Annotated in this window: 23 protein-coding genes; 4 read left to right on the top strand and 19 right to left on the bottom strand. The window is 71.1% G+C overall.

The genetic code is table 11. The features are described from left to right. Positions 1-30 precede the first annotated feature (30 nt). From FH610_RS14585 to FH610_RS14525, 13 genes are all read right to left on the bottom strand, one after another. Entirely contained in the window at positions 31-1641 is a 1611-nt protein-coding gene (locus tag FH610_RS14585; RefSeq protein WP_139574926.1) for a solute symporter family protein, read from the bottom strand. Then, positions 1638-1982 (bottom strand): DUF485 domain-containing protein, encoded by a 345-nt coding sequence (locus tag FH610_RS14580; RefSeq protein ID WP_139574925.1) that lies wholly within the window; start codon positions 1980-1982, stop codon positions 1638-1640. The genes FH610_RS14585 and FH610_RS14580 overlap by 4 nt, the downstream gene beginning before the upstream one ends. A 203-nt stretch (positions 1983-2185) precedes the next feature. After that, positions 2186-3661: a sodium/solute symporter gene (locus tag FH610_RS14575; protein WP_240808970.1), complete on the bottom strand. Its 1476-nt coding sequence runs from the start codon at positions 3659-3661 to the stop codon at positions 2186-2188. 30 nt (positions 3662-3691) lie between these two features. Next, positions 3692-4126, bottom strand: a complete 435-nt coding sequence (locus FH610_RS14570; RefSeq protein WP_205825762.1) for a DUF485 domain-containing protein — start codon at positions 4124-4126, stop codon at positions 3692-3694. Positions 4127-4144: 18 nt separating this feature from the next. Then, on the bottom strand, positions 4145-4894 hold the full coding sequence (locus tag FH610_RS14565; RefSeq protein WP_139574924.1) for a LytR/AlgR family response regulator transcription factor: 750 nt from the start codon (positions 4892-4894) through the stop codon (positions 4145-4147). Between the two features lie 110 nt (positions 4895-5004). After that, positions 5005-5598, bottom strand: a complete 594-nt coding sequence (locus tag FH610_RS14560; RefSeq protein WP_139574923.1) for a Uma2 family endonuclease — start codon at positions 5596-5598, stop codon at positions 5005-5007. 142 nt (positions 5599-5740) lie between these two features. Then, the gene (locus tag FH610_RS14555; RefSeq protein ID WP_139574922.1) at positions 5741-6919 is read right to left on the bottom strand and encodes a sensor histidine kinase; all 1179 of its coding nucleotides are present in this window, start codon (positions 6917-6919) and stop codon (positions 5741-5743) included. Between the two features lie 103 nt (positions 6920-7022). Continuing rightward, positions 7023-7409: a hypothetical protein gene (locus tag FH610_RS14550; protein ID WP_139574921.1), complete on the bottom strand. Its 387-nt coding sequence runs from the start codon at positions 7407-7409 to the stop codon at positions 7023-7025. Between the two features lie 252 nt (positions 7410-7661). Next, positions 7662-8567, bottom strand: coding sequence for a haloalkane dehalogenase (locus tag FH610_RS14545; RefSeq protein ID WP_139574920.1), 906 nt, complete (start codon positions 8565-8567; stop codon positions 7662-7664). A gap of 23 nt (positions 8568-8590) precedes the next feature. Further along, positions 8591-9025 carry an HIT family protein gene (locus FH610_RS14540; protein ID WP_310739086.1) on the bottom strand — a complete coding sequence of 145 codons (435 nt, stop codon included), beginning with the start codon at positions 9023-9025 and terminating at the stop codon, positions 8591-8593. After that, a complete protein-coding gene (locus FH610_RS14535) occupies positions 9022-10182 on the bottom strand; it encodes an acyl-CoA dehydrogenase family protein (RefSeq protein ID WP_139574919.1) in 1161 nt (386 codons plus the stop codon). Before FH610_RS14535 ends, FH610_RS14540 begins: the two co-directional genes overlap by 4 nt. After that, entirely contained in the window at positions 10182-10700 is a 519-nt protein-coding gene (locus tag FH610_RS14530) for a MaoC family dehydratase (RefSeq protein ID WP_139574918.1), read from the bottom strand. Before FH610_RS14530 ends, FH610_RS14535 begins: the two co-directional genes overlap by 1 nt. Positions 10701-11296: 596 nt before the next feature. Further along, the gene (locus FH610_RS14525) at positions 11297-12235 is read right to left on the bottom strand and encodes a phosphotriesterase family protein (RefSeq protein ID WP_139574917.1); all 939 of its coding nucleotides are present in this window, start codon (positions 12233-12235) and stop codon (positions 11297-11299) included. A gap of 87 nt (positions 12236-12322) precedes the next feature. Between FH610_RS14525 and FH610_RS14520 the strand changes: the two genes are divergently transcribed. Continuing rightward, positions 12323-12937 carry a CGNR zinc finger domain-containing protein gene (locus FH610_RS14520; protein ID WP_139574916.1) on the top strand — a complete coding sequence of 205 codons (615 nt, stop codon included), beginning with the start codon at positions 12323-12325 and terminating at the stop codon, positions 12935-12937. A gap of 94 nt (positions 12938-13031) precedes the next feature. Here FH610_RS14520 and FH610_RS14515 read toward each other — a convergent pair whose 3' ends face one another. From FH610_RS14515 to FH610_RS14505, 3 genes are read right to left on the bottom strand one after another with little or no spacing between them, the layout of a single operon-like run. After that, positions 13032-14036, bottom strand: a complete 1005-nt coding sequence (locus FH610_RS14515) for a YihY/virulence factor BrkB family protein (protein ID WP_139574915.1) — start codon at positions 14034-14036, stop codon at positions 13032-13034. After that, a complete protein-coding gene (locus tag FH610_RS14510) occupies positions 14033-14977 on the bottom strand; it encodes a DUF3618 domain-containing protein (RefSeq protein WP_139574914.1) in 945 nt (314 codons plus the stop codon). Before FH610_RS14510 ends, FH610_RS14515 begins: the two co-directional genes overlap by 4 nt. Next, positions 14974-15372 carry a phage holin family protein gene (locus FH610_RS14505; protein WP_139574913.1) on the bottom strand — a complete coding sequence of 133 codons (399 nt, stop codon included), beginning with the start codon at positions 15370-15372 and terminating at the stop codon, positions 14974-14976. The genes FH610_RS14510 and FH610_RS14505 overlap by 4 nt, the downstream gene beginning before the upstream one ends. A gap of 366 nt (positions 15373-15738) precedes the next feature. Here FH610_RS14505 and FH610_RS14500 point away from each other — a divergent pair, with 366 nt between their 5' ends. From FH610_RS14500 to FH610_RS14490, 3 genes are all read left to right on the top strand, one after another. Continuing rightward, positions 15739-18213 carry a glycoside hydrolase family 48 protein gene (locus tag FH610_RS14500; protein WP_139574912.1) on the top strand — a complete coding sequence of 825 codons (2475 nt, stop codon included), beginning with the start codon at positions 15739-15741 and terminating at the stop codon, positions 18211-18213. A gap of 153 nt (positions 18214-18366) precedes the next feature. Next, a complete protein-coding gene (locus FH610_RS14495) occupies positions 18367-20745 on the top strand; it encodes a glycoside hydrolase family 9 protein (protein ID WP_139574911.1) in 2379 nt (792 codons plus the stop codon). Between the two features lie 101 nt (positions 20746-20846). Then, the gene (locus FH610_RS14490; protein ID WP_139574910.1) at positions 20847-21248 is read left to right on the top strand and encodes a cellulose binding domain-containing protein; all 402 of its coding nucleotides are present in this window, start codon (positions 20847-20849) and stop codon (positions 21246-21248) included. Positions 21249-21374: 126 nt separating this feature from the next. Here the strand turns inward: FH610_RS14490 and FH610_RS14485 are convergent, their stop codons facing one another. The 3 genes from FH610_RS14485 to FH610_RS14475 form a co-directional block, all read right to left on the bottom strand. Further along, positions 21375-21638 (bottom strand): hypothetical protein, encoded by a 264-nt coding sequence (locus FH610_RS14485; protein WP_139574909.1) that lies wholly within the window; start codon positions 21636-21638, stop codon positions 21375-21377. 124 nt (positions 21639-21762) lie between these two features. After that, complete coding sequence (locus FH610_RS14480; protein ID WP_139574908.1) at positions 21763-24153, bottom strand: DHA2 family efflux MFS transporter permease subunit; 2391 nt, start codon at positions 24151-24153, stop codon at positions 21763-21765. A 59-nt stretch (positions 24154-24212) separates the two neighbouring features. Beyond that, positions 24213-25733 (bottom strand): sensor histidine kinase, encoded by a 1521-nt coding sequence (locus tag FH610_RS14475; RefSeq protein WP_240808969.1) that lies wholly within the window; start codon positions 25731-25733, stop codon positions 24213-24215. Positions 25734-25738: the final 5 nt, after the last annotated feature.

The following is a 25738-nucleotide window of genomic DNA, read 5'->3' as shown; positions in this document are numbered from 1 at the left end:
AGGCCGGCGACATGTGGCCGGAAGCCGGCGTCAGTGGCCCGTGGCCTGCTCGGCGCCGAGGCCGGTGAGCGAGCGGACCTCGATCTCGGCGTACTTCGACGCGTTGTACTCCTTGCTCAGGATCGTGCCGAGGTAGCCGCACAGGAAGCCGATCGGGATCGAGAAGATGCCCGGGTTCGACAGCGGGATCAGGTGGAAGTCGGCGTCGGGGAACATCGCCGTCGGCGCGCCCGAGACGACCGGCGAGAAGATCACCAGCACCACGGCGGAGATCAGGCCGCCGTAGATGGCCGAGACCGCGCCCGCCGTGTTGAACCTCTTCCAGAACAGGCTGTAGAGGATCGCCGGGAGGTTGCCCGACGCGGCCACCGCGAAGGCCAGCGACACGAGGAACGCCACGTTGAGCGACTGGGCGAAGATGCTCAGCGCGATCGCGACCGCGCCGATCACGAACGCGGCGACGCGGGCGACCACGACCTCCTGGCGCTCGGTGGCGGCGCCCCGCTTGAACACGTGGGCGTACAGGTCGTGGGCGAAGCTGGAGGAGGACGCGAGGGTCAGGCCCGCGACCACCGCGAGGATCGTGGCGAACGCGACCGCCGCGATGACCGCGAGCAGGACCGTGCCGCCGACGTCGCCGAAGATGTCCTGACCCACCTTCTGGGCGAGCAGCGGAGCCGCCGTGTTGCCGGCCTTGTCGGCCGCGGCGATCGTCTTGGAGCCCACCAGGGCCGCGGCGCCGAAGCCGAGCACCAGCGTCAGCAGGTAGAACACGCCGATGATGCCGATGCCCCACAGGACCGACTTACGGGCGTCCCTGGCGGTGGGCACCGTGTAGAAGCGGATGAGGACGTGCGGCAGGCCCGCCGTGCCGAGCACCAGGGCCAGGCCGAGGCTGATCAGGTCGATCTTGCCCCAGGTCCCCTGGGCGGCGGTGCCGTACTTGAGGCCCGCGTTGAGGAAGGCGTCGCCCTTGCCGCTCTGGGTGGCGGCGTCGCCGAGCAGCCCGGACAGGTTGAAGCCGAACTTCCCGAGCACCAGCAGGGTGATCAGCGCGGCGCCGACCATCAGCATGACGGCCTTGACGATCTGCACCCAGGTGGTGCCCTTCATGCCGCCGAACACGACATAGATGATCATCAACAGGCCCACCGCGATGATCGTCCAGATCTTGCCCGCCTGGGAGTGGACGCCGAGCAGCAGGCCGACGAGCGCGCCCGCGCCGACCATCTGCGCGAGCAGGTAGAAGATGCTGACGACGATCGTGGACACTCCGGCCGCCGTACGGACAGGGCGCGGCGACATCCGGAACGCCAGCACGTCGGCCATCGTGTACTTGCCGGAGTTGCGCATGAGCTCGGCGACGAGCAGCAGCGCCACCAGCCAGGCGACGAGGAAGCCGATCGAGTAGAGGAAGCCGTCGTAGCCCGACAGCGCGATGATGCCGGCGATGCCGAGGAACGACGCGGCCGACATGTAGTCGCCGCCGATCGCCAGGCCGTTCTGCAGGCCGCTGAACGATCGGCCGCCGGCGTAGAAGTCCGCCGCGCTCTTGGTGTTGCGGCTGGCCCAGAACGTGATCGCCAGCGTGAGGGCGACGAAGACCAGGAAGAGGATGGTGGACAGCGTCTCGTGACTCACTTGGCGCCCTCCCCGACCTCGTCACGGCTCTCGGTCCCGTCGCGCAGCTCGTCGGCGATCGGGTCGAGCTTGGCCGCCGCGTGCCGCGAGTACGCCCAGGCGATCAGGAACGTCGACACGAACTGCAGCACACCGAAGACGAGGGCGACGTTGATGTTGCCGAACAACTTGGTGCCCATGAAGCCCCGGGCGAAGCCGGAAAGCACCACGTAGAGCAGATACCACACCAGGAAGGCGATGGTCATGGGGAAGGCCCAGGACCGGTAGCGGCGGCGCAGCTCCTGGAACTGCTCACCCGCTTGTATACGTTCGTAGACCGATGGATCGTGCTGGACGGTCACAAGATCTCCTTCGGCAAGTGATCTGGATCACTTCAACGTAGGAGCGCGCCGTGTCCGCCGACGAGTCCCGGGAGCCGCCGAGTCGCCCAGCCGTACCGCCCGCTCGTTCACATGGCGCATCCGTGCGACGAATGGTCGGTTGCACGCGCCGAGCGGTCACGCGCCGCGTTACATGAAACGCCAGGCCGCAGCGGAACGCCCGGCTACATGAAACGCGGGCGCCAGTCGCCACGGTCGACGTTCAGCGTCTCCGGCGTGTGCAGGCGGACCATCGTGCGCGCCACGCCGCGCGGCACCCGCGACGGCGTCAGCAGCGACACCACCACCATGACCGTGAACGACACGGGCACCGTCCAGGCCGCAGGCTCGGCCAGCAGGGATCCCGCCCAGCCGGTGTGCGGGCCGCCGATGATCGTGATCACGACCGCCGCGCAGGCCAGCCCTCCCCCGGCCAGCAGCCCGGCCATCGCCCCCGCCGTCGTCAGCCTGCGCCACCAGATGCCGAGCACGAGCAGCGGGCAGAACGACGAGGCGGCCACGGCGAACGCCAGCCCCACCACGGTCGCCACCGGCAGCGACCGGGCCGCGCCCGCCAGCGCGAACGGCACGAGCACCGCGAGCACGGTCGCGACGCGGAACGCGCGCACCCCGCCGCGCAGGATGTCCTGCGCGATCACCCCGGCGACCGACACCGTCAGCCCGGACGAGGTGGACAGGAACGCCGCGAACGCCCCCGCGGTCACCAGCGCGGTCAGGAACTCGCCCACCGGCCCGCCGACCAGCCGCCCCGGCAGCGCGATGACCACGGTGTCGCTCTCCGGCATGCCGTAGACGTGGCCGAGGTAGCCGTACACCGCGGGCATCAGATAGAAGGCGCCGAGCAGCGTCAGCACGACGAGCGTGGTGCGGCGGGCGGCCCGGCCGTCCGGGTTGGTGTAGAAGCGGACGAGCACGTGCGGCAGCCCCATCGTCCCGAGGAACGTCGCCAGGATCAGCGAGTACGTCTCGTAGACGGGGTGATCGCGGCCGTGGAGCGGCAGCACCCACTCGTCCCCCGGGGTGAGCCCCGGCCTTCCGTCGGACCACCAGGCCACCAGCATGAACGCCAACGGCACCGCCAGAGCGGTCAGCTTGAGCCAGTACTGGAACGCCTGGACGAACGTGATCGACCGCATGCCGCCCGACAGCACGTTGGTCGCGACCACCACCGCCACCAGCAGGCTGCCCGTCCACGGCGGCGCCCCGGTGATCGTACGGAAGACCAGCCCGGCGCTCTGGAACTGCGGCATGAGGTACAGCCAGCCGATCAGCACGACGAGCACGCTGGACAGCCGCCGCACCGCCATCGACTCCAGCCGCGCCTCGGCGAAGTCGGGCAGCGTGTAGGCCCCCGACCGCCGCAGCGGCGCCGACACCAGCACCAGCAGCACGAGGTAGCCGCCGGTCCAGCCGACCGGCAGCCACAGCATGTCCGCGCCGAAGGTGAGGATCAGCCCCGCGATGCCGAGGAAGGACGCCGCCGACAGGTACTCCCCGCCGATGGCCGAGGCGTTCCACACGGGCGAGACCGTGCGGGAGGCGACGTAGAAGTCCGACGTGGTGCGGGACACCCGGATGCCGAACGCGCCGATGAGGACGGTCGCCAGCATCACCAGGACGACCGCGGCGATCTGGCTCACCGGCGCACCGTCCTCATCCCCGTGCTGTCCTCACCGGCGCTCCACGAGGTCGGCGAAGTCGCGCTCGTTGCGCTCGGCCTGCCGCACGTACAGCCAGGCGCCCCCGACGAGCGCCGGGTAGATCAGCCCCGCGAGCACGACCCACGGCAGCGGCAGGCCGAACAGCTCGGCCGCGCGCAACTCCGGGGCCAGCAGGAACAGCAGCGGCAGCCCGCCCACGACGCAGGCGAGCAGGCTGCACACGAACAACGCCAGGCGGAACTGGGTCCGCACCAGGGAGCCCATGTAGACCTCGCCCAGGCGGGTCTGCTCATCGATCTCCCGGGTGAGCGGGTGCCGCGGCCTGCGCGCCGCCGCCGTGCGCGGGCTGGTCACCACCACCCTGCGGGGCTTCCCGGTCGTCGCCGCGCCCTCGCCCTGTCCGCGCGCGCCGGTCGACGCCGCCCTGCGGGGCTTGCCGGTCATCGCGCCCTCACCGTCCGCTCACCGGGTCTGGCCCCTTCGGGCCCGGCGGACGAGCAGGTCGCGCAGCTCTCGGGTGTGGCGGCGGCTCACCGGGATCTCGGTCTCCCCCACTCGCACCACGCACTTGCCCGAGTCGATGTGCAGCTCGTCGATGTGCTTGACCGCGACGAGGTGGCTGCGGTGGACGCGCAGGAACCCGGCCGACGCCCAGCGTTCCTCCAGCGTGGCCAGCGGGATGCGGACCAGGTGGCTGCCGGTCGCCGTGTGCAGCCGCGCGTAGTCGCCCTGCGCCTCGACGTAGCGCACCTCCGTGCTCGCCACGAACCGGGTGACGCCGCCCAGCTCGACCGGGATCGTGTCCGCCTGCGGCCCCTCCCCCGGCTCGCCCCGGCTGCCGCACACCCGGCGGATCGCCTCGGCGAGCCGCTCCGGCCGTACGGGCTTGAGCAGGTAGTCCTCGGCCTTCAGCTCGAAGGCGTCCACGGCGTGGTCCTCGTACGCCGTCACGAACACGATCTTCGGTGGACGGGTGAACTGGGTCAGCAGCCGGCCCAGCACCACTCCGTCGAGCCCGCGCATGCGGATGTCGAGGAAGACCGCGTCCACCGGCCTGCCGTCCGCGATGGCACGGTCGAGCAGCCGGAGCGCGGCGGCCCCGTCGCGGGCGGTGAGCACGTCGCCGATCCGGGGATCCGCGCGCAGCAGGTAGGCGACGTCCTCCAGCGCGGGCTGCTCGTCGTCCACCGCCAGAACCCGCAGACCGCTCACGATCACCCCTCTCACCGACCGGTCCCCTAGAGAGTGATGACCGGAACGTGCGGAAGTCAACGCCTCCCCATCACGACCGCATCACGGCTCGGGATCGCGGCGGTCCGAGGTCAACCCGGACGGCGGCGGAGCAGCGCCCCCGGCTCGATCGTCACCCGGAACGGCTCGCCGATCGTCACCGGCGCACCCACCCGCACGTCGTGACGCTCGCGATATTCTCCCGCGGCGAGCTCGAAGACGATGAGGCGCGGCTCCGGCTGATCGAGGCGGACCACCCAGTAGAAGGGGATGCCGATGCTCGCGTAGACCTGACGCTTGGTGATCATGTCACGCGTGATCGTGTCCTTGCCGGTGATCTCGGTGACGACCAGGATGTCCTGCCCCTTGAGCAGGTCGTAGCCGCCCTCAGCCAGCTTCCCCGGCACGGTGACGAGATCGGGGCTGCGATAGCCGGGCAGCGGGCCTGGGACGTCGACGTCGAGCGGCCCGATGGTGATCAAGTCCAGCCCGGCGTCCTCGGCCGCATCATCGAGGATGCGCATGAGCCGGTTGGCGACGTACTGGTGCTCGGGTGCGGGGGAGTTCATGACCAGGAGGTTCCCGTCCTCGATCTCGTACCGGAATCCTTCCGGCAGGTCGCGCGTGTCATCCCGGGTCCACGGATACATCGTCCCGTGCTGGTCGAACTCGATCGTCACGCTCATCAGCTTAGATCCTCCGGGCAAGGGGCGGCCTGACCGGTACGAACACTAAACGTAATCACATGGATACGCACAGTTTTTCGAAAGGTCAGGCACGGCCGGCGGGGTGGTACCCCGCGTCGACCGATTCGCTCGGTGCGCTCGCTCACGCCTGGACTCCGGGGTGGTATTTGGGAATCCGCACGGTGACCTTGGTGCCGGCGCCCTCGCCGGTCTCCACCACGAGGCCGTACTCGTCGCCGTAGACCTGACGCAGCCGCTCGTCCACGTTGGCCACGCCGATGCCGCCCGCGCCCGAGCGGTCCTCCCCGGCGAGCACCCGCCGCAGCCGTTCGGGGTCCATGCCGACACCGTCGTCCTCGACGGTGATGCCGCACTCCGCGCCCGCGTCCTCGGCGACGATCGTGATGCGGCCCACGCCGGGCTTGGCCTCCAGACCGTGCCGTACGGCGTTCTCCACCAGCGGCTGCAGGCACAGGAACGGCACGGCCACGGGCAGCACCTCCGGCGCGATGCGCAGCGTGACCTGCAGCTGGTCGCCGAACCTGGCCCGCTCGAGCGTGAGGTAGCGGTCGATCGAACGCAGTTCTTCGGCGAGCGTGGTGAAGTCGCCGTGCCGCCGGAAGGAGTAGCGGGTGAAGTCGGCGAACTCCAGCAGCAGCTCCCTGGCCCGCTCGGGGTCGGTGCGGACGAACGACGCGATGGTGGTCAGCGAGTTGTAGATGAAGTGGGGCGAGATCTGCGCCCGCAGCGCCCGGACCTCCGCCTCCATCAGCATCGTCCGGGAGCGGTCGAGCTCGGCCAGCTCCAGCTGGGAGTCGACCCATCGCGCGACCTCCTGCGCCGCCCGCACGAGCCCCGCCGAGGCGTGGTCGCCGTACGCCGCGAGCGAGCCGACGACGCGGTCGTCGGTGGTGAGCGGGACGACGACGGCGTGTCTGACGGGGCACTCGGGCCGCGCGCAGTCGAGCGCGAGCACCTGGGTGCGGCCGTCCTTCAGCGTCTCCGCCGCGTGCTCGAACGCCTCGGCCGCGTGATGGTCGCCCGCGCCGTCGTAGACGAGCAGCTCCTCACCGTTGGTGACGGCGATGGCCGGGGAGCCGAGCAGCTCGCGCAGGTGCCGCGACGCCTTCAGCGCCCCGGCCTGGGTCAGCCCGGCGCGCAGCGGCGGCGCGGCCAGCGACGCGGTGTGCAGCGTCTCGAACGTCGCCCGCTCGGCGGGGCTGCTGCCGAGGTCGCGCCGGCCCCGCAGCACCCGCCACAGGACGACCGCCGGCACGGCGACGAGGACGGCGACGACGAGCGCGGTGACGACCGGTTCCACGCCGCCGCAGCCTACTCCCGACCCGGGCGGGGACGACGCGCCCGGCCCACCGGGCGAACCCGGACGGGCCGAAGCGCGATGTTCCGCCGTGGCGAGCGCGGATTCAGCAGTGGACGCAGATCTGGGTGATGTCGTGGTTGGCCGGGTAGTAGTACCACTTGCCGTCGCCGCGGAGATCCTCGAACCAGCCGTCGGTCGAGCCGCGGAGGTACATCTTCATCCAGCCCCAGTCGAGGGAGCTGACCGCGGCCACACCGTTGATCCGGTACCCGAGGTAACCGGTGCCGGTGAAGCATGTGTGGAATCCGCGCGAGTCGACGATGTCGACCTTCCGGTTCGGATTGCTGCAACTCGTGACGGCCGTGGCCGCCGTCGCAGCGGCCATCGCCGGTGAGGTCGTGGCGACGACCGCGCCGGGGCCGAGGAGCAGCGCTCCGATGAGTGCGGCCACTCGTGCCGTTCTGGGCGAAGGGCCTGCGCCGTTCTTCATGTGCTTCCTCCTGCTGCGGATGGGACATGGGGCCTGCCACGGGCCGCCAGCCGGACGAGCGGCGGCTGCGGCGGCCGATCCGGTCACCATCCAGCCAGCACGGCGCTTTGATGTCCCGTTGCGCAATCGACACGAATCAAAACCGGCCATTCGCGCACCAACCGGCGAGCGAGATGAACGGCGGGGCGGCAGGAGCCCGGCCTCGGGACGGCCGGCGCGTGAGGCCGCGCGGCCGTCCTCAGCTCACCGGACCTACCGGGCAGCCGTCTCGTGGACGAAGGCGGCGACGGCCTCGCCCAGCTCGTGGCCCGCGTCCTCCTGCAGGAAGTGGCCTGCGCCGGCGATGACGGGGTGAGCGAGCCCGGCCGCGCCGCGCATGGACTTCTTCAGGATCGGCGCCATCCCGCCGGTGATGGGGTCGCGGTCGGAGAACGCGACGAGGAACGGCAGGTCGAGGGTGACGAGGGTCTGCCAGGCGGCGCGGTTGGCGGGAGCGGCCGGGTCGTCGGGGGCGATCGGCACCAGGCCCGGCATCGCCCGCGGCCCCGCCTTGAACTCCTCCGAGGGGTACGGCGCGTCGTAGGCCCGCCGTACGGGCTCGGGCAGGTCGGTGACGCAGCCCGACTGGACGAACCGGGCGATGTCGAGCACGGGCGCCTTCTCGACGGCCTCCCGGAAGCGGTGCCACACCTCGGGCATCGGGATGTCGCCGGTCGGCAGGCCGGTGTTGGCGGCGACGACCCGGGCGAAGCGGTCCGGGTGCTCGGCCACGAGCCGCAGCCCGATCAGCCCGCCCCAGTCCTGGCCGACCAGCGTCACGCCGCGCAGGTCGAGCGCGTCGAAGGCGAGCGATCGCACCCACTCCACGTGCCGGGCGTACGTGTGGTCCTGGGGGCGGGACGGCTTGTCCGACCGGCCGAAGCCGACCAGATCGAGGGCGACGGCACGGCAGCCCGCATCGGCCAGCACGGCCATCACGTGCCGGTAGAGGAACGACCAGCTCGGCTCCCCGTGCAGCAGCAGCACCGGCGAGCCGTCCGCCGGGCCCGCCTCGGCGTACGCCATCCGAGCGCCGCCGGTCACCTCGGCGTAGCGGGGCTCGTAGGGAAAGTCAGGCAGGTCGGCGAAGCGTTCGACGGGGGTGCGAAGGAAGTCCATCCGGTTGCCTTTACGTTGTAGATTCACAGGTGGGGAGGTTCGTTCAGCGCGGCGCGGATGCGGGCGGCGTAGTCCTCGATCTCGGCGTCGCCGTCGTACTTCACCCGGGGCCAGAAGAAGCCGCGCAGGCCGTCCTTGCGGTTGCGCGGCACGACGTGGACGTGCAGGTGGGGCACGCTCTGGCTGATGCGGTTGTTCATCGCGACGAACGTGCCGGCCGCGCCGGTGCCCGCCTCGACCGCCCGCGCGACGGCCTGGACCCGGGCGAAGAACGGTCCGACCTCCTCCGCCGGAAGGTCGGGCAGGGTCTCGACGTGGCCGCGCGGCACGACGAGCACGTGCCCCTTGAACACCGGCCGGGTGTCGAGGAAGGCCGCCGCCACCTCGTCGTCCAGCACCACGCAGGCGGGCCGCTCCCCCGCCGCGATCTCGCAGAACAGGCAGCCGTCCACGGTCACCAGCCGAGCGTGGCGTCGCCCTCGACGAGGGCCTTGGCGATGATCAGCCGTTGCACGTCGTTGGTGCCCTCCCCGATCGCCATGAGCGGCGCGTCCCGGTAGAGGCGCTCGACCACGAACTCCTGCGAGTAGCCGTACCCGCCGTGGATCCGCATCGCCTCCATGGTCGCCCTGAGCGCCGTCTCCGAGGCGAAGTACTTCGCCATCGCGGCCTCGCTGCGCACCGGCCCCGCCTCCGACCGCACGGCGGCCCAGTACGTCATGAGCCTGGCCGCCTGGATGTCGGTCGCCATGTCGGCCAGCTTGAGCTGGATCGCCTGGAAGCCGGCGATCGGCTGCCCGAACGCGTGCCGTTCCCGGGCGTAGCCCAGGGCCGCGTCGTAGGCGCACTGGGCGACGCCCACGGCCCGGGCGGCGATGTTGAGACGGCCGAGTTCGAGCGCCGACAGCACCTGCTGCATGCCGCGCCCCTCCGTGCCGCCGAGCAGCCGCGACGCCGGCACGCGCACGCCGTCGAGGACGACCTCGCACGTCTCGGTGCCCTTGTAGCCCAGCTTGGGCAGGTCGCGGCTCACGGTCAGGCCCTCGCTGGCGGCGTCCACCAGCAGCACCGACATCCCGCGGTGGGCGGGCGTCTCGATCGAGGTCTTCACCAGGACGGGCAGCGGGTCGGCGTGCCGCGCGTTGGTGATCCACGTCTTGGTCCCGGTGACGACGTAGTGGTCGCCGTCGCGGACCGCCCGGGTGGCGATGCCCTGCAGGTCGGTGCCCGCGCCCGGCTCGGTCAGCGCGATCCCGGTGCGGCGGGTGCCGGCGGCCAGGTCCGGCAGGTAGTGGCGGCGCTGCTCGTCCGTGCCGTATTCGGCGATCATCCAGGTGGACAGGGAATGGGAGCCGAGGATCCCCGCCACGCCCATCCAGCCCCGGGCGATCTCCTCGAAGACGAGGGCGAACGACACCCGGTCGAGGTCGAGCCCGCCGTACTCTTCCGGGACGGTGATGCCGAACAGTCCCAGTTGCGCGAACCGCCGGACGATCTCCTCCGGATAGCGGCCGGCGCGCTCCCACTCGGAGGCGACGGGGACGATCTCCTTGTCCACGAACTCCCGCAGCGTCTGCCGGAACAGCCGCTGCTCCTCGTTCAGCTCGAAGTCCACTACGCCTCCATCGGGCCGGTCTTGGCACGCGGGAAGTACCCCTTGTCGTGCGGCGCGTCGCGCTTGTAGACCATCACCGCGCGCCGCCAGGACATCACCTCGTCCCCGTCCTGGTTCAGGCCCCGGGTGCGGCAGGTGACGATCCCGGCGTACGGCCGGGACCTCGACTCGCGCTTGTCCACCACGATCGACTCGGCGTACAGCGTGTCGCCCACGAAGACCGGATGGGTCAGCCGGATCTCGTCCCAGCCGAGGTTCATCATGGCCGTCTGGCTGACGTCGAGGACCGACAACCCGAGCACGATCGCCACCGAGAGGCCCGAGTTCACGATGATCTTTCCGACCGGAGCCCGAGCGGCGAAGTGCGCGTTGAAGTGGTTCTGGTTGGTGTTCATCGTCAGCAGCGTGAACCAGGTGTTGTCGGCCTCGCCGACCGTCCGGCCGAGAGGGTGCTGGTAGACGTCGCCGACCACGAAGTCCTCGTAATAGCGCCCGATGCGGGCTTCATGGACCGTCACACCAGAATACTATTCTGGATCAGCTCCCGGCGGGGTGAGCCCGGCCACCGTCACGCCCCGGTACGCCGTTGGCGTTTTCCGCAGTCGAGTTTCGGCAAAGCGGCAGCGTTCCGAATTTTTCCGGACATCCGGACACCTGGCGTACACGACCCGCGCCTCCAACAGTGGGGATCGCTTCGCGAGGACTTCGCCGAACGCGGCGAGGTCCGCACCCGCATCCACCGCAGTCCCAAGAAGGAGCTCGTCATGCGCCGCCGCATCGCCGCCGCCGTACTCACGGCCCTCATGTCCATCGGCGTCACCGCCGCCATCACCGCAGCGTCGACCACCCCCGCCAGCGCGGACGAGGTGCACTGCTGCTGACCGAACCCGGGATCGCCCTGCCCACCGCCGATACCGAAGGAGCTCCTATGCGCCGCCGCATCGCCGCCGCCGTACTCACCGCCCTCATGTCCATCGGCGTCACCGCCGCCATCACCGCAGCGTCGACCACCCCCGCCAGCGCGGACATGATGCACTGCTGCTGACCGGACGCGGCCCCGTCCTTTCTCCTGATCGAGAAGGCGGGGCCTGCGCCGGCCGGGCTTCTCCCGGCTTCATGGCCGCCGCCAGTGGGCCGCGAACGCCCGTGCCGGATTCTCGACGAAGATCGCGGATGCGACGCCGGGGCCGAGCTCCCGCTCGATCCGCGGGCGCAGGCCGCCGAGCAGGAACGGCATACCCGGACCGTCGGCGCCGGACCGGGCCGCCGCCGTGACCGTGTCGCCGCCGAGCAGGATCCGGTGGGAGTGTCCCGCCCCGGCGAGCGCTTCCAGGCAGTCCAGAAGGCGCCAGTCGCCGGCATGGTGCGCCCGCGACGGACCGTCGAACGCCAGGAACGCACCGGCCTCGGCTGCCTCCCTGTGGATGCGCGCGTCCGGGAACCGGTGCAGGTGCCCGAGGATCACGCGGTGCGGAGGGACACCGTGCGTACGGCACAGCAGGTCGAGCACGTCCATGGCCGCGGTTCCGGCCTCCAGGTGGACGCCGATGGGCGCGTCGGTGGCGTGGTGCGCTTCGGCGGCGGCCGCCATGACGTGCCGTGCGTGGTCGTCGAGCCGGTGATAGGCGCCGGCGACCTTGATCAGGCCGGCTCTCACGGGAGCGGCGGTCAGCTCGCGGACGAACAGGCCGGCCAGCCCGCCGTGGACGCGCCGCAGCTCGTCCGGGTCGTAGTGCCTGGCCTGGTGGAGCCCGGTGGCGGAGACGACGTGCACACCGGACCGCCGGGACAGGCCCGGCAGTTCTCCCGCCCGCGGTCCCAGCCCCCAGGGGGTCCACTGCACCACCGCACGTCCACCGAGAGCGGCGAAGGCGTCGAGCTCGGCGAGCGCGGCCCCGGCGTCGTCCAGTTCCTGACCCGGCAGGGCCGGCGAGGCGAAGAACAGATGGTCGTGGGCGTCGCAGACCCCCAGCTCCTCGGGCGGTATGTCCCCGAGCACGGTCCGGACGGCCGCCGGCGTCAGCCGCTCCCGCGGCGCCTGCCTCGTCGTCATGTCCCACTCCTCCTCACCGAGGTAACGCCTTGGGCGTTACGAGGAGGACTGTAGGGGATGTAACGGCTGAAGCGTTACCCTGATGTCGTGACCAAGGACGACAGGCTCGCCTTCCGCTTCGACTGCGGCGCCGTCTGGTTGAACCTGCTCGCCACCAGAGGCCGAACGTTCAGCGCGGCTCCCGTGGAACGGCTGGCCACTCCCGCCCGCCTGGCGGAGTGGCTGGAGCGGTGCGAGCTGTCCCCGGCCCGGCCGCCGGGACAGGGCGACCTGCACCGCACGTGGACGCTGCGGGAGGCGCTGCGTTCGCTCGCGCTGGCCACCGTCGAGGAGCGGCCGCCACCGGCGGACGCCGTGGCCCACCTGTCCGCCTTCCTCCGCGAGCACGACGATCCGGTCCGGCTGAGCGCGGACGACCGGCTGCGGCGCGAGCCCCCGTTGACCACGGCGCACGCCCTGGCCCGGATCGCCCGTCAGGCGGTGGACCAGATGACCGGCTCCGACCGGCTGGCCCTGAAGAGCTGCCCCGAGCCCGACTGCAGGGGCGTCTTCGTCGACCCGCCGGGGCGCCGGCGGTGGTGCCCGTCCCCGGCGTGCGCGAGCCGGGGCAGAGTTCGCGCGCTCCGCGCCCGCCGCCGCAACGTCGCCCCGTCCGCCCCGCCCGGCGCGGACGACGGCCGGTCTCCGTCGCCTCAGCCATGAGAAGCGCCGCAGTCATGAGACAGGCCCGGCACCGGGCCGGGCCTGTCTCACAAACTCTCTTCGGCAGCGAGACGTCGATGCCGGGCGCGCCGCCTTACGGCGCGTCGGCTTCCTGGCGCGCTTCACGCCGTGTCCCTGGAACCTCGCTCAGGCCTTCCTCGGGCTCGGGGTTCTTCGGGGGATCACGGGGGTCGACGTACGGCTCCGCGGGGGACTCGCCTTCGGCGATCTTGCGACCGCGCTGGAGCTCGGCGTCGAGTTCCGCGCCGCTCAGGATGACGATGTTCGACAGCCACAGCCAGACGAGGAAGACGACCACGGCCGCGAGCGTGCCGTACGTCTTGTTGTAGGAGCCGAACCGCGCGACGTACAGCCCGAAGCCGGCGGACACCACGACCCAGGCCACGACGGCGAACAGGCTGCCGGGGCTGAGCCACCGCACGCCGGGCTGGCGGACGTTGGGCGCGGCGTAGTAGAGCAACGTGATCATGCCCGCCGCGAGCAGCACGAGGACCGGCCACTTCACGATGCCCCAGACGGTGACCGCGGCGGGCCCGAGGCCGAGCAGGTTCCCCGCGATCTCGGCGAGACGGCCGGTGAAGGTGACGGCGAGCACGGAGACCGCCATCAGGATCACCAGCAGCAGCGTCAGCCCCACCCGGAGCGGGGTCACCTTCCAGAACGGACGGCCCTCGCGGATGTCGAAGATCGCGTTGGTCGCCCGGATGAACGCCCCCATGTAGCCGGAGGCCGCCCACAGCGCGAGCAGCAGACCCGTGATGGCGAACACCCCGGCGGTGCCCTGGTGCTGCTGGACGTTGGCGAGGCCGGTCTGCAGCATCTGCTGGACCGGCCCCGGCGTCAGCGACTTGATGTTCCCGAGCAGCGGGCCGGTGGCGCTCTGCCCCAGCAGGCCGAGTATCGACACCAGCACGATGAGCCCGGGGAAGATCGAGAGGACGGCGTAGTACGTCAGCGAGGCCGCCCAGTCGGGGACGTTGTCCTCCTTGAACTCCTTGGCCGTGCGCTTGACGACTCCGATCCAGTCGCGGCGCGACAGCCTCTCCAGCGGCCCCTGCTCGTCCTCGGGGTCGGTCATCGGTGGGCGAACCTCCGCATGAGCGTGCGACGTGGCTGCGGGAACATCCGGCGACCGCCGAACACGCGGGACCGGCCGAACATGCCGCGCATGCCCGTCCCGCCGAACCTGCTCTTGCGGCCGAACACGCTCATGCCGCCGGGCGTCCTCTTCCCGCCGAACACGCTCATGCCACCGGACGTCCTCTTCCCACCGAACGCACCCTTGCCGCCGAACGCGCCCTTGCCGCCGAGCGGGCCCATGCCGCCGAACCTGCTCTTGGCGCCGAACATCCGGGAGCCGAACATCCGGGAGCCGCCGCGCGGCATGCCGATCTTGCCGGACGTGCCGAGCATCCCCCTGCCCGCGCGGGCTCCGCCGAGGCCGCGCATCCTCGACACGCCCCCCTTGCCAGAGATGCCCGGCTTCTGGAACATGCCGGACAGACCGGGCCTCGTCATACGGCCCTGGCTCCGGGTGATCCGGCGCAGCAGCAGCAGCGCGGTGCCCGCGGCTCCGACGGCGGCGATCAGGCCGGGACGACGCTTCGCCTGCTCGCCGACCCTGCCTGCGGCTCCGCGCAGCGGCTGCGGCGTGGCCTCGCGCACGCGGCCGGTGACACCGGCCACCCTGGCCCGCGCGGCCGCGGTGGTCGCGTGCACGCGTTCCTGCGCCCGTGCCTTCACGTCGGCCTTGGCGGCCAGGGCCTCGATCGTGTCGCCGAGGTGGTCGCGGGTCCGCTCGATCTCCTGGCGGACCTCGGCGATCTCGTCGTGCCCCTTCTCCTCGTGTTCGCCCCTGGTCTCGGTGTCCCGGGCCGCGGCGACGGGCTCGGGGCCGGGCCGCGACTGCCGCACGGCGTTCAGCGACTCCGGCTCGGTGACCGGCTCGGACACGTCCTGTCTGTGCACACCCACGGTCCCGGCGTTCGGCCGGGCCGCTCCGGGTTCGGTCTCGGTCATCTGCGCGCACTCTCCTTCATGACGTCGATGTCTGCTTTGAGGCTGCGCATCGCCTCGTCGGGAGTGGGCGGCGCCGCACGGGACACCTGCTCCTTGCCCACCAGGGCGAGCAGCCCGGCGAGCGCCAGCAGCGCGACGCCGATGATCAGGGCGCTGGCCCAGGCCGGCAGCACAAGCGCGAGCGCCAGGATCGCCGTGGCCACGAGGGCTCCTCCGCCGTAGAACGCGATGAGACCCGCGGCGCCGAGCAGGCCCGCGCCCATGCCCGCGCGTTTGCCCTTTCGAGTCATTTCCAGCCGCGCCAGCCGCAGTTCGTCGCGGATCAGCCGGGAGACGTCCTCGGACAGCCGGCGGACGAGTTCGCCCGTGGACAGCGACTCCTTCTGGATGGTCATGGCCTGCCTCCCTTCCAGGGTTGGGAAGCGCCTACCCGCAGCCGAGAGCCCTAACCACGGGGCTCGGCGGGGTGAACGGCCAGGCTGTTACACATGAAAGTTTCAGTTATGAATTAGTGCCACATCCGCCTGAGGCGGGCAAAAGGCCAGCAAGAGGGCCCGGCTCACCGCCCGAGGGGGTCACCGCGTGAGGCGTCGGCAACCCGTCATTGACATACCGGGGGCCCAATCCACAATCCTGAGGTGGGAGCGCTCCCATCGTATCGGTTCAGATCCACCCTTGCCCGCATCGGTCACGAAATCCGCTACCTGGCATTTCTTCACCCGATGCTCCCACCCCCAACCCACTTTGGAGACCCTCCTCAAATGCGAACGAGAGCTCTGAGTACGGGAGCGCTCCCACGATCGCGGAAACGGCTCGCCCTGCTGGCGGCCGCCTCCGTGTCGGGCGGCCTCCTCGTCGGGCTGGCGCAGACCCCCGCGTCCGCCGCCGTGTCCTGCGACGTCCAGTACGCGCTTAACTCCTGGGGTTCCGGATCGGGCGGTTTCACAGCCAGCCTGGACATCAAGAACCTGGGCGACTCGATCAGCAGCTGGACGCTCAAGTTCGACTTCCCCAACGGGCAGAGGCTGTCGAACGGCTGGTCGGCCAACTGGAGCCAGAGCGGCGCCACCGTCACGGCCACGAACATGTCGTGGAACGGGAACCTCGGCACCGGCGCGACGACCAACATCGGGTTCCAGGGAACGTGGTCCGGCAGCAACAACAAGCCCACCTCGTTCTCCATCAACGGCGTGACCTGTGGGGCGACCGTCAGCCCGTCCCCGAGCCCCTCCCCGAGCCCCTCGGCCAGCCCGTCCGCGTCGCCCTCCGCGTCGCCGTCGGCGTCCCCCTCCGCCTCGCCTTCGGCGTCGCCCTCCGCGTCGCCGTCGACGAGCCCCTCGCCGGGGGACAACCAGTACATCAACAACTTCATGACGATGTACAACAAGATCCACGACCCGGCCAACGGGTACTTCTCGCCCCAGGGCGTGCCGTACCACTCGGTCGAGACGCTGCTCGTGGAGGCTCCCGACCAGGGCCACGAGACGACGTCCGAGGCGTTCAGCTACTACCTGTGGCTGGAGGCGATGTACGGCAAGATCACCGGTGACTGGTCGAAGTTCAACACCGCGTGGACGACGATGGAGAAGTACATCATCCCGTCGCACACCGACCAGCCCACCAACGACAAGTACGACGCCAGCAAGCCGGCGACGTACGCGGGTGAGTGGAACGACATCAGCCAGTACCCGTCGAAGCTGGACAACAGCGTCAGCGTCGGCACCGACCCGATCGCGGGCGAGCTGAAGTCCGCCTACGGCACCTCCGACATCTACGGCATGCACTGGCTGCTGGACGTCGACAACACCTACGGCTACGGCCGCTGCGGCGACGGCACCACCAAGCCGGCGTACATCAACACCTACCAGCGCGGGCCCGAGGAGTCGGTCTTCGAGACCATCCCGCAGCCGTCGTGCGACACCTTCAAGTTCGGCGGCCCGAACGGGTACCTCGACCTGTTCACCGGCGACAGCAGCTACGCCAAGCAGTGGAAGTACACCAACGCGCCGGACGCCGACGCCCGCGCCGTCCAGGCCGCCTACTGGGCGCTGACCTGGGCGACCGAGCAGGGCAAGCAGTCGCAGATCTCCACCTCCGTGGCCAACGCCGCGAAGATGGGCGACTACCTGCGCTACGCGATGTACGACAAGTACTTCAAGCAGCCGAACTGCACCAGCACCTCCTGCCCGGCGGGCACCGGCAAGAACGCGTCGAACTACCTGCTGTCCTGGTACTACGCCTGGGGCGGCGCGTACGACACGTCGGCCGGCTGGGCCTGGCGCATCGGCTCCAGCCACAACCACGGCGGCTACCAGAACCCGATGGCGGCCTGGGCGCTGTCGAACGTCAGCGCGCTGAAGCCCAAGGGCGCCACGGCCGTCACCGACTGGTCGACCAGCCTCACCCGGCAGATCCAGTTCTACAAGTGGCTGCAGTCGGCCGAGGGCGCCATCGCCGGTGGCGCGACCAACAGCTGGGAGGGTCACTACGCCGCCCCGCCGTCGAGTCTGCCGAAGTTCTTCGGCATGGCCTATGACTGGCAGCCGGTCTACCACGACCCGCCGTCGAACCAGTGGTTCGGTTTCCAGGCGTGGTCGATGGAGCGCGTGGCGGAGTACTACTACGCCACGGGCAACGCCGACGCCAAGTCGGTGCTCGACAAGTGGGTCACCTGGGCGCTGTCCGGCACCACGGTGAACTCCGACGGCACCTTCCAGATCCCGTCGACGCTGCACTGGACCGGCCAGCCGGACGCCAGCTTCAGCGGCACCGGGATGCCGCCGGCCAACACCGGCCTGCACGTGACCATCGCCGACTACACCGACGACATCGGCGTGGCCGGTTCGTACGCCAAGACGCTGATGTTCTACGCGGCCAAGTCGGGCAACGCCCAGGCCAAGAGCACGGCCAAGGCGCTGCTCGACGGCATCTGGAAGAACAACCAGGACGCCAAGGGCGTGTCGGTGGCCGAGACCAAGACGGACTACAACCGCCTCGACGACCCGATCTACGTCCCGTCCGGCTGGACCGGCAAGATGCCGAACGGCGACCCGATCAACAGCAACTCGACCTTCATCTCCATCCGGTCCTGGTACAAGAACGACCCGGACTGGCCGAAGGTCCAGTCGTACCTGAACGGCGGATCCGCGCCGGTCTTCCACTACCACCGCTTCTGGGCGCAGACCGACGTGGCCACCGCGCTCGGACAGTACGGCCTGCTCTTCCCCAACGGCTGAGCACGCCCCGTAAGCCGGGGTGCGGTGTCGCCTGACCCTTCACCGCACCCCCAGGAAGTGTCCCGGCGGGACACGACCGAGTAAGCCGGGGCGCGGCGGCGCCTGACCCGCCGCCGCGCCCCCGACCCCCCCACCCATGTGAGGCACATCTTCATGCGGCGTACGTTCCCGGCACTGGCGGCGCTGATCATCTCCACCGCGGTCGTCCCGGCCGCGGTCCCCATGTCGGCTTCCGCGGCCCCGGCGTTCAACTACGGCGAGGCGTTGCAGAAGTCGCTCTTCTTCTACGAGGCCCAGCAGTCCGGCAAGCTGCCGTCCACCAACCGCGTCACCTGGCGCGGCGACTCGGCGCTCAACGACGGCAAGGACGCCGGCCTGGACCTGACCGGCGGCTGGTACGACGCCGGCGACCACGTCAAGTTCGGCCTGCCGATGGCGTTCAGCACGACGATGCTCGCGTGGGGCGCGGTGGACTACCGCGACGCCTACGCCTCGTCCGGGCAGCTCACCTACCTGCTCAACAGCCTGCGCTTCGTCAACGACTACTTCGTGAAGGCGCACCCCTCCCCCAACGTCCTGTACGGCCAGGTCGGCAGCGGCAACGCCGACCACGCCTGGTGGGGGGCGGCCGAGGTGCTGCCGATGAGCAGGCCCTCATACAAGATCGACTCCTCGTGCGGCGGAGCCGACCTGGCCGGTGAGACGGCGGCCGCGATGGCGGCCTCCTCGATCGTCTTCCGGCCCACCGACCCGTCGTACGCCGACAAGCTCCTCACCCACGCCAAGCAGCTGTACACGTTCGCCGACACCGTGCGGGGCAAGTACAGCGACTGCATCACCGACGCGGCCAACTTCTACAAGTCCTGGAGCGGCTACAACGACGAGCTGGTGTGGGGCGCCATCTGGCTCTACCGCGCCACCCAGGACTCCTCCTACCTCGCCAAGGCCGAGTCGTACTACGCGAACCTCGGCACCGAGCCGCAGTCGACCACCAGGTCGTACAAGTGGACGATCGCCTGGGACGACAAGTCGTACGGCTGCTACGCGCTGCTGGCCAAGCTGACCGGCAAGCAGCAGTATGCCGACGACGCGAACCGATGGCTCGACTGGTGGACGGTCGGCGTCAACGGGCAGAAGGTGAACTACTCCCCCGGCGGCCAGGCCGTGCTCGACTCGTGGGGCTCGCTCCGCTACGCCGCCAACACCGCGTTCGTCGCGCTCGACTACAGCGACTGGCTGACCGACACCACCCGCAAGGCCCGCTACCACGACTTCGCCGTGCGGCAGATCAACTACGCGCTCGGCGACAACCCGCGCAAGTCGTCGTACGAAATCGGCTTCGGGACCAACCCGCCGCGCAACCCGCACCACCGCACCGCGCACGGCACCTGGACCAACAACCTGAACGGCGAGCCGGAGCAGAGCCGGCACATCCTGTACGGCGCGCTGGTCGGCGGCCCCAAGTCGGCCGACGACGCCTACACCGACAGCCGTGCCGACTACACGATGAACGAGGTCGCCACCGACTACAACGCCGGCTTCACCAGCGCGCTGGTGCGGCTGTACAAGGAGTACGGCGGCACGCCGCTGGCGAACTTCCCGGTCGCGGAGACCCCCGACGGCCCGGAGATCTACCTCCAGGCGGCGCTCAACGCCACCGGCCAGAACTTCACCGAGATCAAGACGTTGGTCTACAACCACTCGGCCTGGCCCGCCCGCGCGCTGACCGACGGTTCGTTCCGCTACTACTTCACCCTCGACGGCGACACCACGCCGGGCCAGATCACGCTGACGGCCAACTACAACCAGTGCAAGCCGCCGACCGGCCCGACGCAGTTCTCCGGCAAGGTCTACTACGTCACGATCGACTGCTCGGGCCAGGTCATCGCACCGCAGGGGCAGTCGGAGTCGCGGCGTGAGGTGCAGTTCCGCATCGCCAGCTCGGGTTCGTGGGACCCGTCGAACGACTGGTCGTACACCGGGGTGTCCACTACGCCGTCCACGCCGGCGACGGTGCAGAACATGACGCTCTACTCGGGGTCCACCAAGATCTGGGGCAACGCGCCGGGCACCGAGCCGTCCCCGTCGCCCAGCCCGTCGGTCTCCCCGTCCGCGTCCCCGTCGCCCAGCCCCTCGGCCTCCCCGTCCGCGTCCCCGTCTCCGTCCCCCAGCCCGTCCGTCTCTCCGTCCCCGTCCCCGTCGCCGTCCCCGTCCCCGTCGCCGGTGACCGGCAAGGCGTGCACCGCGACGTACAAGGTCACCAACTCGTGGCAGGGCGGCTTCCAGGCGGACGTCACCGTAGGCAACTCCGGCACCTCGGCCGTCTCCGGCTGGACGGTGGCCTGGTCGTTCCCGAACGGCCAGACCGTCTCCCAGCTGTGGAGCGGCACCGTCAGCCAGAGCGGGTCGAACGTCACGGTGAAGAACCTGTCCTGGAACGGCAGCCTGAGCGCCGGCGCCACCACGAGCTTCGGCTTCACCGGCACCGGCTCGGGCACCGTCCCGTCGTCCGTCACCTGCACCCCCGCGTAGCCCGCGTTCCCGGGCTCGCCCGAGTCCGCCCGCCTTCCCCAGACGGACCCCTCTCTGGGGAAGGCGGGTATCCACGTCAGCGCCGAGAAAGGGAGAGATCGATGATCAGACAGACGATCGCCACGGCAGCCCTGGTCCTGGCGACCGCGGGGATCACGGCCGTCCCGGCGGCCGCGGACTCGATCGGCTGCACGGCGACCTACACGATCACCACCGTCTGGGGCGGTTCGCAGAGCCACGGCGCGATCGCACAGGTCACCGTGCGCAACAGCGGGTCGTCGGCGATCAAGGGCTGGCGCGTGTCGTTGCGTTACACCGACGGCACCGTCGTCACCCAGGTAGGGGGAGCCGTCTCGCTTCCGGTGATCGGCCTGCCGGGCATCTACGCGTTCGGCAACGAGAGCTACAACGGCGACATCCCGATGGGCGGCTCGACCGCTTTCGGCCTCATGACCAGCGGGGGCGGCGGCGGAGCTCCCAGCATCAGCTGCACGCCCGCCTGACGCCCCGCGCGGCGGCAACCGGCCACGCCTACACAGACGATCCCCCGGGACACACTCCCGGGGGATCGTCGTCTTCCGTTAGACGAACCAGACGCGACCGGACATGTCACACTGTGTCATGCCAAATCACCACGACTCTGGAGGCAGGTTCACGTCGCCGACACGGTCGTAGATGACGGTCTCGTCCGCCAGCCTGACGACCACAACGCGGCGGGCGAGCCCCGCTCTCTCCAGCGCCTTCGCCGACTCCACGGCGTTCTTGGCGTAGTGGTAACGGTCACGGCTACCGGTGAACGGGCTCTCCCTGTCACACCTGACCTCGTAGCGGTCATCCGGCCACGGGTGAGTAAGCCCGTCAGCAGTGCGGCGCTCGGTAGCGGTCGCGGTCATTGCACACCTCTCTTGTCGCGGAGGGACCTCCGCTCAGAAAGACCCCCCCTGCCCCCCCAACGTCTAAGTATTCCTCATATGCAACATTTGTTTCACAGCACCCCCTCAAACAGGGGGGTCGGGGTCAGGTGCTCGTCCGGCGGGCCTCGCCCGCGGGCAGCAACAGGGCGGGGACCACGGTGAGCGCGACGACCACCAGAATCGCCCAGAACGCCGAGGGGAATCCCGAGCTCAGGCTCGCGACGCCTGGGACGGTGGACCATCCCAGCACCACCGCGATCAGCGCCGTCCCCGCCGCGCCGCCGGCCTGCAGGCCCATGGCGTTGGCCGTCGTCGCCGCCGGGATCCGCGCCTCCGGCAGCGAGTGATAGAGGCTGGTCATCAGGGGCGTGCCGACGAACGCCAGCCCGACGCCGCGGACGAACAACGCCGCGACCAGCACCGGCGGATTCGTGTGCGCCGAGGCGAGCGCGAAGGGAAGCGTGCCGGCCGCGACCAGGGCGAGGCCGACGAGCACCGGCAGGCGCGCGTTGCGCGAGACGTCGACCAGCCACCCGGCCAGGAGCACCGCGACGAGCGTGCCCGCCCCCTGCGCGGCGAACAACCAGCCGGCCTGCCGGGCCGACAGGCCGTCGACGGTCTGGAAGTACAGCGGCACCAGGAACACCGCGGCGAAGAGCGCGACGTGGTGGAGCAGCGACGCGGATGCCGAGGCGGCGAACGCGCGGTCGCGGAACAGGCGCGGGTCCACCACCCGCCCGGTGGATCGGGCCGCCCACCCCACGTACGCCGCGAGCAGCCCCACCCCGGCCGTCAAGGGGAGTGCGACCTCGGGCGTGACGACCGAGGCGACGTTCCCGCCCATCCGGCTCAACCCGAAGACGACCGCGGTCAGTCCGCCGCTCAGGCAGATCAGCCCGCCCACGTCGGGCCGGCCGACGACCGCCGGGTCGGGTGCGAAGGGAATGAGCACGGCGGACAGGATGCTCGTCAGCAGCAGCAGGGGGACGGTGAGGAAGAAGATCCACCGCCACGACAGCATGTCGATGACCACTCCCGCGACGACGGGCCCGGCGATGGGCGCCGCCTGCACGGCCACCGCGATCAGGGCCATCGCCCGGCCGCGCCGCTCGCGGCCGGCGACCTCGGCGACGAGGATGCGGCTCAGCGGGAAGACCATCCCGGCGCCGAGTCCCTGTATCACCCGGAAGGCGATGAGGGCGCCGAACGACCAGGCCAGCCCGCACAGGACCGAGCCGGCCAACGACAGGACGAGTGCGGTGATCCACACCGCCGCCGCCCCGAACCGCTGAGCCAGCCATCCGGTGACGGGGATGACCATCGTCGCGGCCAGCAGGTAGGCGGTGATCACCCACTGCGCGTCCGCGTACGACGCCCCGAAGTCCATGGAGAGCGTACGCACGGCCGTCCCCATCACGGTGCCGTCCAGGAGCACCATGAACCCGCCCAGCGCCAGCACCGCCGCCACGATCATCGGTGACGCGCCGAGCACCCGCGCGCCGGGCCGCGGGCCGTCGGCGGCCGAAGGCGCGGACGACAGCGGCAGCGTGCGCGGAGGCGGGGCGTCGGAGGGCCGCGGCCCGTCGTACGGCGGTGGGCCGGCGCCGGGACCGGGGTGGGCGGCGGGGTGGGCGGCCGCGCGGGCGCCTTCCGCGAGCAAGGTGTCGGCGGGGTGGCCGGCGCCGAGGAGGCTCAGCAGGATCTGCCGGGCGGCGGGGCGGCGGGCGGGGTCCTTGGCCAGGCAGGCGGTGAGGATCTCGCGCAACGGGCCGGTCAGTGCGCCGGTGAGGGGGCCCAGGTCGGGGTCGGCGTGCAGGATGCGGTGCATGACCGCGGGGATGGAGTCCTGCCCGAAGGGGGTGGCCCCGGTGGCGGCGTGCGCGATCGTGCAGGCCCAGGCGAAGACGTCCGCGGCAGGACCGACCGCCTGTCCCGCGATCTGCTCGGGCGCCATGTAGGCGGGGGTGCCCACGACCGCGCTGGACATGGTGCCGGTGGCGTCCAGCGCCCGCGCGATGCCGAAATCGATCACCCGAGGTCCGTCCGCCCCCATGATGACGTTGCCCGGCTTGAAGTCGCGGTGCACCACCCCGGCCTCGTGGATCGCCGCCAGCGCGGTCACCGTCGCGATCGCCAGCCGCTCCAGCGCACCGCCCGTCACCGGCCCGCCCGAGGCGATCACCTCACCCAGCGACGGCCCCGCCACGAACTCCGACACGATGTAGGGACGATCCCCCGCCACGTCGGCGTCCAGCACCCGCGCCGTGCAGAACGCCGCCACCCTGCGCGCGTGGTCCAGCTCGGCCGCGAACCGCGCCCGCGCCCGGTCGTCCCCGGCGAACCGCGCGTGCAGCAGTTTCACCGCCACCGGCTCACCGCCCGGGGCCAGGCCCTGGTAAACGGTTCCCTGGCCGCCCTCGCCGAGCAGGCCGAGCAGCCGGTAGAGGCCCACCTGCCGCGGATCGTCGGTACGAAGCGCCCGTAACCCCGCCATGTCCCCCTCCCGGTATCGGACGGGGCGACATTACCGGAACCGATCACCAGGGGTCAGGATCAATCGAGAAGCGCCTTGTCCGACGGCACAGGCCCGGCGGGCAGTATGACCCGGAACGCCGTACGGCCGGGACGGCTCTCGACGTCGACGGTGCCGCCGTGCGCGGCCACCACCGCCTTGACGATCGCGAGCCCCAGGCCGCTGCCGCCCGAGGCCCGGGTGCGGGCCTTGTCGGCGCGGACGAACCGCTCGAAGATTTCGCCCTGAAGGTCCTCGGGGATGCCGGGGCCGTCGTCGGTCACGGTCAGCTCCACCGTGTCCGGGCCGGGCACACGCAAGGCCACGGTGACCGTCGTGCCGGGCGGGGTGTGCGCGCGGGCGTTACCCAGCAGATTGGCCACCACCTGGTGGAGCCGGTCGGGGTCCCCGGGCACGGTGACCGGCTCCTCGGGCAGATCGAGCCTCCAGCGGTGGTCGGGCCCGTAGGCGCGGGCGTCGCCGGTCGCGTCGATGGCCAGGCGGGTCAGATCGACCACCTCGCGCGCCAGCGGGCGGCCGGCGTCGAGCCGGGTGAGCAGCAGCAGGTCGTCCACGAGCGTGCCCATGCGGGCCGACTCGGCGTCGATGCGTTCCAGGGCGTGCCGCACGGCGCCGGGGACGGCCCGCTCGTCGCGCCGGGCGAGCTGGACGTGGGCGCGGACGGTGGCGAGCGGGGTGCGCAGTTCGTGGCTGGCGTCGGCCGCGAAGGTGCGCATCCGCTGCTCGCTGGCGTGGCGGTGGGCGAGGGCCCGCCCCACGTGGCCGAGCATGCGGTTGAAGGCCTCCCCCACCTGGCCGATCTCGGTGCGGGGGTCCTCGTCGGGCACCCCCTCGGGCAGCGCCACCTCACCGTCGGCCAGCGGCAGGCGGGCCACGCGCCGGGCCGTGGCCGCGACCCGGTCCAGCGGGCGCAGCGACAGCCGCACCCAGACGGCCCCGGCGATCCCGGTGACGAGCACGACGACGGCGAACACCCCGATCTCGGCCATCTGCAGGCGCTGCACGGTGTCACGCACGTCGTCCAGGGGCAGGCCGGTGACGAGGAGCTCCCCGTCGTCGTTCTCCACGGCCATCACCCGGTAGTCGTCGAGTCCGCCCGAGGACATGTCCACCGTGTGCCCGAGCCCGTCGGCCGGGACGGCGGCCAGCAACCTCTGGTCCGCCGCGGACAGGACCGGGTCGGCCCGGCCCACCACCGCCGGCTCGCCCACCTGGCCGTCCCGGACGAGGACGCCCAGCGTGCCGGGGGCCTGGCCGCGCGAGTCGCCGCGCTCGCCGTACGGATTGCGCGGATACCCGTGCTCGCGCTCCTCGTGGGCCAGGCTCGCCGCGAACCGCCCGGCCGTCACGGACAGCTGCTGGTCCACTCGTTCGACCATGAAGCGTTCGAGCAGGAGGGACGAGGCCGCCCCGGCCGCCGCGCAGGCGAGCACGAGCAGCACCAGCGTGCCCACCACCAGGCGGGCCCGCAGCGTCGTCGGCACCAGGCGAAGCAGGCGGCGGCGCGTACGCGGCACCGTGTGGCGCGGCGAGCCGGTCACGGCGG

The sequence above is a fragment of the Microbispora catharanthi genome, assembly GCF_006334915.2.
GTDB classification, from domain to species: domain Bacteria; phylum Actinomycetota; class Actinomycetes; order Streptosporangiales; family Streptosporangiaceae; genus Microbispora; species Microbispora catharanthi.
The sequence above is the reverse complement of the archived record's forward strand: the minus strand, read 5'-3'. Positions and strand labels throughout refer to the sequence as shown.

Coding starts and splice junctions, on each gene's coding strand:
- FH610_RS14570 (WP_205825762.1), bottom strand. CDS start 4,126: ATGACCGGCAAGCCCCGCAGGGCGGCGTCGACCGGCGCGCGCGGACAG.
- FH610_RS14560 (WP_139574923.1), bottom strand. CDS start 5,598: ATGAGCGTGACGATCGAGTTCGACCAGCACGGGACGATGTATCCGTGG.
- FH610_RS14550 (WP_139574921.1), bottom strand. CDS start 7,409: ATGAAGAACGGCGCAGGCCCTTCGCCCAGAACGGCACGAGTGGCCGCA.
- FH610_RS14545 (WP_139574920.1), bottom strand. CDS start 8,567: ATGGACTTCCTTCGCACCCCCGTCGAACGCTTCGCCGACCTGCCTGAC.
- FH610_RS14525 (WP_139574917.1), bottom strand. CDS start 12,235: ATGACGACGAGGCAGGCGCCGCGGGAGCGGCTGACGCCGGCGGCCGTC.
- FH610_RS14515 (WP_139574915.1), bottom strand. CDS start 14,036: ATGACCGACCCCGAGGACGAGCAGGGGCCGCTGGAGAGGCTGTCGCGC.
- FH610_RS14510 (WP_139574914.1), bottom strand. CDS start 14,977: ATGACCGAGACCGAACCCGGAGCGGCCCGGCCGAACGCCGGGACCGTG.
- FH610_RS14505 (WP_139574913.1), bottom strand. CDS start 15,372: ATGACCATCCAGAAGGAGTCGCTGTCCACGGGCGAACTCGTCCGCCGG.
- FH610_RS14500 (WP_139574912.1), top strand. CDS start 15,739: ATGCGAACGAGAGCTCTGAGTACGGGAGCGCTCCCACGATCGCGGAAA.
- FH610_RS14495 (WP_139574911.1), top strand. CDS start 18,367: ATGCGGCGTACGTTCCCGGCACTGGCGGCGCTGATCATCTCCACCGCG.
- FH610_RS14490 (WP_139574910.1), top strand. CDS start 20,847: ATGATCAGACAGACGATCGCCACGGCAGCCCTGGTCCTGGCGACCGCG.
- FH610_RS14485 (WP_139574909.1), bottom strand. CDS start 21,638: ATGACCGCGACCGCTACCGAGCGCCGCACTGCTGACGGGCTTACTCAC.
- FH610_RS14480 (WP_139574908.1), bottom strand. CDS start 24,153: ATGGCGGGGTTACGGGCGCTTCGTACCGACGATCCGCGGCAGGTGGGC.